We start from the raw sequence: 6,347 nt of genomic DNA on the forward strand, positions 1-6,347 counted from the left end.
GAACTCGAACTCTTCCTTCATGCCCGGCTTGCGCGGCAGGTCGTAGGCCTTCGCGAGCCGCTTGCCCGTGCCCTTGGGCCCCCACACCGGGATCTTCGGCTGGCTGCCCTTGGGGTGGTACTTGCGCAGCACGTAGTAGCTGGTCATGTCGACGCAGTGGTCGGCGTGCAGGTGGCTGATGAACACCGCGTCGACCTTGAGCGGGTCGACGTAGCGCTGCAGCACGCCGAGCGCGCCGTTGCCCATGTCGAGCACGATGCTCCAGGTGCGCAGCCCGTCGGTGGCCTGGACGAGGTAGCAGCTGGCCGGCGAGTCCGGCCCGGGGTACGAACCCGAACAGCCGACGATCGTGACCTTGATCGAGCGGTCGGCGCCGCTGCCGGGAACCCGGAGCAGCGTCGTCTCCGGTGCCACTTCGTCACTCATGCAGCTCCCCCATTCGCGTTGGCCAGTCCACCGGCGAACTGGCCTGCCGCCACCAGTTCGGGGCCAAGGAACCGGCGCCCGATCGTCTCGAACTCGGCCGGCGCACCCGTCGTCACGAAGGAGTACGACGGTTCGCCGGTCGCGCGCATCAGGCCGGTGTCGGCCAGCATCCGGTAGACGTCCTTGGCGCATTCCTCCGCGCTGCTCACCAACGTGACGTCATCGCCCATCACGTAGGAGATCACGCCCGTCAGGAGCGGGTAGTGGGTGCAGCCGAGGATGAGGGTGTCGATACCGAGCTCGGACAGTGGGTCGAGGTATTCGTGGGCGACCGCGATCAACTCGTCGCCACCGGTCACACCGGCCTCGACGAAGTCGACGAACCGCGGACAGGCGCGGGTGGTCAGGGAGATCTGGGGGGCGGCGGCGAACGCGTCGTCGTACGCCATCGACTCGGCGGTGGACCGGGTGCAGATCACGCCGATCCGGCCGTTGCGACTTGCGGCGACCGCCCGCCGCGTGGCGGGGTAGATCACCTCGACGACCGGGACGTCGTACCGCTCCCGCGCGTCGCGCAGCATCGCGGCGCTCGCGGAGTTGCAGGCGATGACCAGGGCCTTCACGCCCTGTTCGACGAGGTGGTCGAGGCACTCGAGGGCGTACTCACGCACCTCCCCGATCGGCTTGGGGCCGTACGGCTGGCGCGCGGTGTCACCGACGTAGGTGATCGACTCGTGCGGAAGCTGGTCGATGACCGACCGGGCGACAGTGAGCCCACCGAACCCGGAATCGAAGATTCCGATGGGGGCGTCGACATCGACGTCGAGGTGGTCCAGGTGCCGCACCCGGTCAGACTACGGCGTCGGCACCCTCCCAGTCGGCATTCCGGGATCGAGATCACGTTCGGGGGGACGTACGCTCCTTCCGTGACTTCCTTGCGCCGCGGAGGGCGGCTCCGGACCCGTGCACTCACCGCGACGCTCGCCGTCGCCTGCTCGGTGGTCCTCGCCCACGCCGGCAGTACGACGGCAGCGCCCGTCGCCACTGGTCCGGCCGCCGTCCAGGTGGCCGCACAGCCGGCGCCCGCGCCCGAGCGGGTCGCGCTGAGCGGCAAGCACGTCATCGCGATCTCGGTGGACGGGCTCAACCCGGCCGCACTGACGAAGCTCGGCCCCTCGAAGACGCCGAACCTCCACAAGCTGATCGTCACCCAGGGCGCCGGCACCACCAACGCCCGCTCCCAGATCGAGATGACGGTGACGCTGCCGAACCACACCTCGATGGTGACGGGCCGACGGATCAAGGCCTCCGCCGGTGGACACGGCGTCACGTGGAACACCGAGACGTCGACCAGGACCGTCCAGCAGGCGGCCGGGCATCCCGTGTCGTCGGTGTTCGAGAAGGTGCATGCGGCCGGCGGCAGGACCGCGGTCTTCTCCACGAAGGCCAAGTTCGCGCTCTTCGACCGCTCGTGGCCGGCATCGGTCGGCAGGAGCTACATCAAGGTCGAGCAGAACGGCGCCGTCACCCGGGCGCTGCGCGACGACCTGGCCACCGTGCGCCGGAGCTTCTACTTCCTGCACCTGGGCCTGCCGGACCAGATGGGCCATGCCTACGGCTGGATGAGCCCGAAGTACCTCGACGGCGTCAAGCGCATCGACCTGCTGCTCGGATCCATCATGGTCCAGGTCCGGCGCGACCCCGCCCTCAGCAGTTCCACGGTCATCATCCTCACCTCGGACCACGGCGGGGTCCCGGGCACCCGGGACCACAGCAACGCCAGCGACCCCCGCAACTTCCGGGTGCCGTTCGCGTTCTGGGGAGCCGGCGTCGACAACATCCCGCTCTACACGCTCAACCGGACGACGCGCCGCGTGCCCAGCACGACCTACCAGCCGGGCTTCGGCGCATCACCGCAGCCGATCCGCAACGGCGAGCTGGCCAACGCAGCCCTCGACGTCCTCGGGCTGGGTCCGGTCACCGGCAGCCTGTGGGACCGCAACCAGGACCTCGCCTGGCACGACTAGTGCCCGGCGGCGTCGGGCCCTAGGCCCAGAGCTGGCCCTCGAGCTTGTCCTCGGCCTCGTCGATGGTGCCTTCGTAGGCGCCGGTGGAGAGGTACTTCCAGCCGCCGTCGGCCACGACGAACGCGATGTCCGCGGACTCGCCCGCCTTGACCGCCTTCGCGGCCTGGCCGAGCGCGGCGTGCAGGATCGCGCCGGTGGAGATGCCGGCGAAGATCCCCTCGAGCTCGAGCAGCTCGCGGACCCGTCGGACAGCGTCACGCGGACCGACCGAGAAGCGGCTGTCGATCAGCTCGGCGTCGTACAACTCGGGGACGAAGCCCTCGTCGAGGTTGCGCAGGCCGTAGACGAGCTCGCCGTAGCGCGGCTCGGCGGCCACGATCGTGACGTCCGGCTTGGCCCCGCGGAAGAAGCGGCTGACGCCCATCAGGGTGCCGGTGGTGCCGAGGCCGGCGACGAAGTGGGTGATGGAGGGCAGGTCGGCCAGGATCTCCGGACCGGTGCCTTCCTCGTGCGCGAGGGCGTTCGCGGCGTTGCCGTACTGGTAGAGCATCACCCAGTCGGGATGCTCGGCAGCGATCTGCTTGGCGACCCGGACGGCCTCGTTGGAGCCACCGGCGGCCGGGCTGGAGACGATCTCGGCGCCCCACATGCGCAGGATCTGGCGGCGTTCCTCGGAGGTGTTCTCCGGCATCACGAACACGGTGCGGTAGCCCTTGAGCTTCGCAGCCATCGCGATCGAGATGCCGGTGTTGCCCGAGGTGGGTTCGAGGATCGTGCAGCCGGGCCGGAGCACACCGGCCTTCTCGGCCTCCTCGATCATCTTCAGGGCCGGGCGGTCCTTGATCGAGCCGGTCGGGTTCCGGTCCTCGAGCTTGGCCCAGATCCGGATCTGCGGAGCGCCGTCGGCGCCGGTGTTGAACGGTGCGGAGAGTCGCGGCAGCCCCACGAGCGGCGTGTTGCCGACCGATGCGAGCAGGCTGTCGTAGCGCACCATCGGATCAGGCAGCGCCGCCGGCCACAGCCGGCAGGATGACGATCTGGTCGCCGTCGGACAGCTCGGCGTCGAGGCTGCCGATGAACCGGACGTCCTCGTCGTTGATGTAGACGTTGACGAAACGGCGCAGCTCGATGCCGGCGCCCTTGTCCTCGACGAGGCGCTCCTTGATGCCGGGGTGGTTGGCCTCGAGCGAGTCGATGGCAGCACTCAGGTTGGCGCCCTCGGCGCTGACAGCCTTCTCGCCACCGGTGTAGGTGCGCAGAATGGTCGGGATCCGGACCTCGATGGCCATGTCAGCCAGTCTCCTCTGTAGATGTACCGCTCTGGGTGCCGACGACCGTGACCTCTTCCTCGGTCACCACGCCGTCAATGATTCTGTAGGACCTGAACTCCACCGGGCCTGCGTTATTCCCGTGCTCCTGCGTGCTGACCAGCACGTAGTGGGCTCCGGGCTCACCGGCCAGGTTGATGTCGGTCACGCTCGGATACGCCTCGGTCGCGGTGTGCGAGTGGTAGATCACCACCGGCTCCTCGTCGCGGTCGTCGAGCTCGCGGTACAGGCGCAACAGGTCCGTCGAGTCGTACTCGTAGAACGTCGGACTGCCGGCGGCGTTGACCATCTCGATGAACCGCTCGGCACGGTCGGCACCGATCGGGCCGACGACCATGCCGCACGCCTCGACGGGGTGGTCCCGCTTGGCGTGCTCGACAATCGCGTCGTACGTCGTCTGGTCGATCTGCAACACGGTCTCAGGGTATTGGCTCCGGGGTCCCGCGCCGGAATCGGGCCGAGCGCCGGACGAGCTTCAGGCGACGGGGGTGACTGTCTTGGAGCGGATCCGCTCGGCGGAGGGCCAGCGGACGTCGCGCACCCAGCCGAACTTCTCGAGGATCCAGATGATCCGGGCCGAGGTGTCGAGCTGGAAGCGCTGCACGCCGTGGCGGGCCGAGGTCGGGTCGGCGTGGTGCAGGTTGTGCCAGGACTCACCACCCGAGGGGATCGCCAGCCACCACACGTTGCCCGAGAAGTCCCGCGACGCGAACGGGCGCTCGCCGACGACGTGGCAGATCGAGTTGATCGACCAGGTGACGTGGTGCAGCAGGCCGATCCGGACGATCGTGCCCCAGAAGAACGCGGTCACCGCGCCCTGCCACGACCAGGTGAGCAGGAAGCCCAGCGCCGCGGGCAGGAACAGCGACGTCATCACCCAGATCCAGAACGTGCGCGAGATCCGGACCAGGTCCTTGTCCTTGGCCAGGTCGGGGGCGTACTTGTCGATCGGGGTCTGCTCCGCGTTGAAGAGCCAGCCGACGTGCGCCCACAGGAAGCCCTTGGTCAGGCCGCGGAGGCTGTTGCCGAAGCGCCACGGCGAGTGCGGGTCGCCGTCCTTGTCGGAGTACTTGTGGTGCTTGCGGTGGTCGGCGACCCAGCGGATCACTGGTCCCTCGATCGCCATCGAGCCGAGGATCGCGAGCGTGATCTTCACCGGCCGGTTCGGCTTGAAGGACTTGTGGGTGAAGAGCCGGTGGTAGCCGACCGTGACGCCGTGCAGCGTCAGGCCGTACATCACCATCGTGATCGCGATGTCGCTCCAGCCGAGCCAGCCGCCCCACGCCACCGGGATGGCGGCGACGAAGGCGACGAACGGGAGCCCGATGAACAGGGCGAGGGCGAAGCGTTCGGCCCAGGACTGGTGCTCGCCCCCCATCGTGACGCGCGGCGCGGAGGTCTCGTGGCTGTTGTCGATCGCAGTCATGGGTGCACTCCCCAGAGAGGACGGGACCGGCCAGGCAAGGGACCGGTCAGGCAAGGCTAAGTCTTTCAGGGGGTCACGCGATAGCGGCGTTCGGGTCGACCCGAGCCGCCGTACTGCAGTCGCACCTCGGCGGCGCCCGTGTCGACGAAGTGCTCCAGGTAGCGACGCGCCGTGACACGCGAGAGACCGACCGCATCGGCCGCCTCCGACGCCGAGATCTCCCCGGCCGCACGCGCTGCCTCCAGCACCAGGTCGGCGGTCTCGGCACTCAGCCCCTTCGGCAGGACGTGGGGTACGTCGCCCGGTCGGCCTGTTCCGAAGGCCCGGTCGATGCTCGCCTGGTCGGGCTCTCCCGTGAGCTCGCCGAGCGTGGCGGCGACCCGGCGCAGCCGGTCGGCCAGGTCGTCGTACTCGAAGGGCTTGACGAGGTACTGCAGCGCGCCGCCATGCAGCGCCGAGCGGACGGCCGCTGCGCCACGCTCGGCCGTCACCATCACGACCGCGACGTCACGGCCCTGGCCGCGGAGCTGTTCGAGGACTTCGAGGCCGGACAGGTCCGGCAGGTGCACGTCGAGCAGCAGGAGGTCGGGCGCGAGCGTGTCGACCATCGCCAGCGCCTCGGTACCGGTGCGCGCAGTGCCGACGACCTCGAAGCCGTCGGTCTGCTCGACGAAGCGACCGTGGATCCGGGCGACCATGAAGTCGTCGTCCACCACCAGCACGCGCAGGTCCGTCACGACGGGTCATCCTTCCCGACGGGCGGGCCGATCGGGAGCACCACGCGGAACTCCGCTCCCCCGGCGCTGCCGGGCTCCGCGTCGTCGACCACGACCTCGCCGCCGCGCTGGGTGCAGATCAGGCGCACCAGCGGCAGGCCGATGCCGCGCCCGCCGAGGACCTCGGGCTTCGTGGAGAAGCCGCGCACGAACACCGCTTCCTTCAGGTCGTCGGGGATGCCCGGGCCGTTGTCACGGACCCGCACGTGGACGGCGTCCTCGTCGGCCAGGATCCACAGCTCCACGGTCGGGTCGCCCGCACCGGAGCTCGCGTCCACGGCGTTGTCGACGAGGTTGCCGACGACGGTGGTGAGGTCGGCCGCCACATCGGGGGGAAGTGCGGGCAGCCGTGAACCCGGGTCGA

9 protein-coding genes are annotated in these 6,347 nt (G+C 69.4%); 1 reads left to right on the forward strand and 8 read right to left on the reverse strand.

From position 1 onward, the window contains the following. Together ACOADB_RS04000 and murI are read right to left on the reverse strand one after the other, a co-directional pair. Nucleotides 1-426, reverse strand: a 426-nt coding sequence (locus ACOADB_RS04000) for an MBL fold metallo-hydrolase (protein ID WP_378596637.1), incomplete at its 3' end; no start/stop codon positions are given. Beyond that, nucleotides 423-1,262, reverse strand: a complete 840-nt coding sequence (gene murI / locus ACOADB_RS04005; protein ID WP_378596646.1) for a glutamate racemase — start codon at nucleotides 1,260-1,262, stop codon at nucleotides 423-425. The genes murI and ACOADB_RS04000, both read right to left, overlap by 4 nt. Before the next feature lie 90 nt (nucleotides 1,263-1,352). On the opposite strand from murI, the gene ACOADB_RS04010 reads away from it, so the two are divergent. Beyond that, entirely contained in the window at nucleotides 1,353-2,453 is a 1,101-nt protein-coding gene (locus ACOADB_RS04010; RefSeq protein ID WP_378596638.1) for an alkaline phosphatase family protein, read from the forward strand. A gap of 19 nt (nucleotides 2,454-2,472) precedes the next feature. On the opposite strand, the gene ACOADB_RS04015 is transcribed toward ACOADB_RS04010, so the two are convergent. The 6 genes from ACOADB_RS04015 to ACOADB_RS04040 form a co-directional block, all read right to left on the reverse strand. Beyond that, nucleotides 2,473-3,447 (reverse strand): PLP-dependent cysteine synthase family protein, encoded by a 975-nt coding sequence (locus tag ACOADB_RS04015; protein ID WP_378596639.1) that lies wholly within the window; start codon nucleotides 3,445-3,447, stop codon nucleotides 2,473-2,475. Nucleotides 3,448-3,451: 4 nt separating this feature from the next. Next, nucleotides 3,452-3,742, reverse strand: a complete 291-nt coding sequence (locus ACOADB_RS04020) for a MoaD/ThiS family protein (RefSeq protein ID WP_378596640.1) — start codon at nucleotides 3,740-3,742, stop codon at nucleotides 3,452-3,454. Nucleotide 3,743: 1 nt separating this feature from the next. After that, a complete protein-coding gene (locus tag ACOADB_RS04025) occupies nucleotides 3,744-4,196 on the reverse strand; it encodes a Mov34/MPN/PAD-1 family protein (protein ID WP_378596641.1) in 453 nt (150 codons plus the stop codon). Nucleotides 4,197-4,256: 60 nt separating this feature from the next. Further along, nucleotides 4,257-5,207, reverse strand: coding sequence for an acyl-CoA desaturase (locus ACOADB_RS04030; RefSeq protein ID WP_378596642.1), 951 nt, complete (start codon nucleotides 5,205-5,207; stop codon nucleotides 4,257-4,259). 65 nt (nucleotides 5,208-5,272) lie between these two features. After that, nucleotides 5,273-5,944: a response regulator gene (locus ACOADB_RS04035; RefSeq protein ID WP_378596643.1), complete on the reverse strand. Its 672-nt coding sequence runs from the start codon at nucleotides 5,942-5,944 to the stop codon at nucleotides 5,273-5,275. Continuing rightward, a partial coding sequence (locus ACOADB_RS04040) for a sensor histidine kinase (RefSeq protein WP_378596644.1) occupies nucleotides 5,941-6,347 on the reverse strand: 407 nt, incomplete at its 5' end. The genes ACOADB_RS04040 and ACOADB_RS04035, both read right to left, overlap by 4 nt.

It is taken from the genome of Nocardioides sp. CPCC 206348, from assembly GCF_048654705.1.
Taxonomy (GTDB): Bacteria; Actinomycetota; Actinomycetes; order Propionibacteriales; family Nocardioidaceae; genus Nocardioides.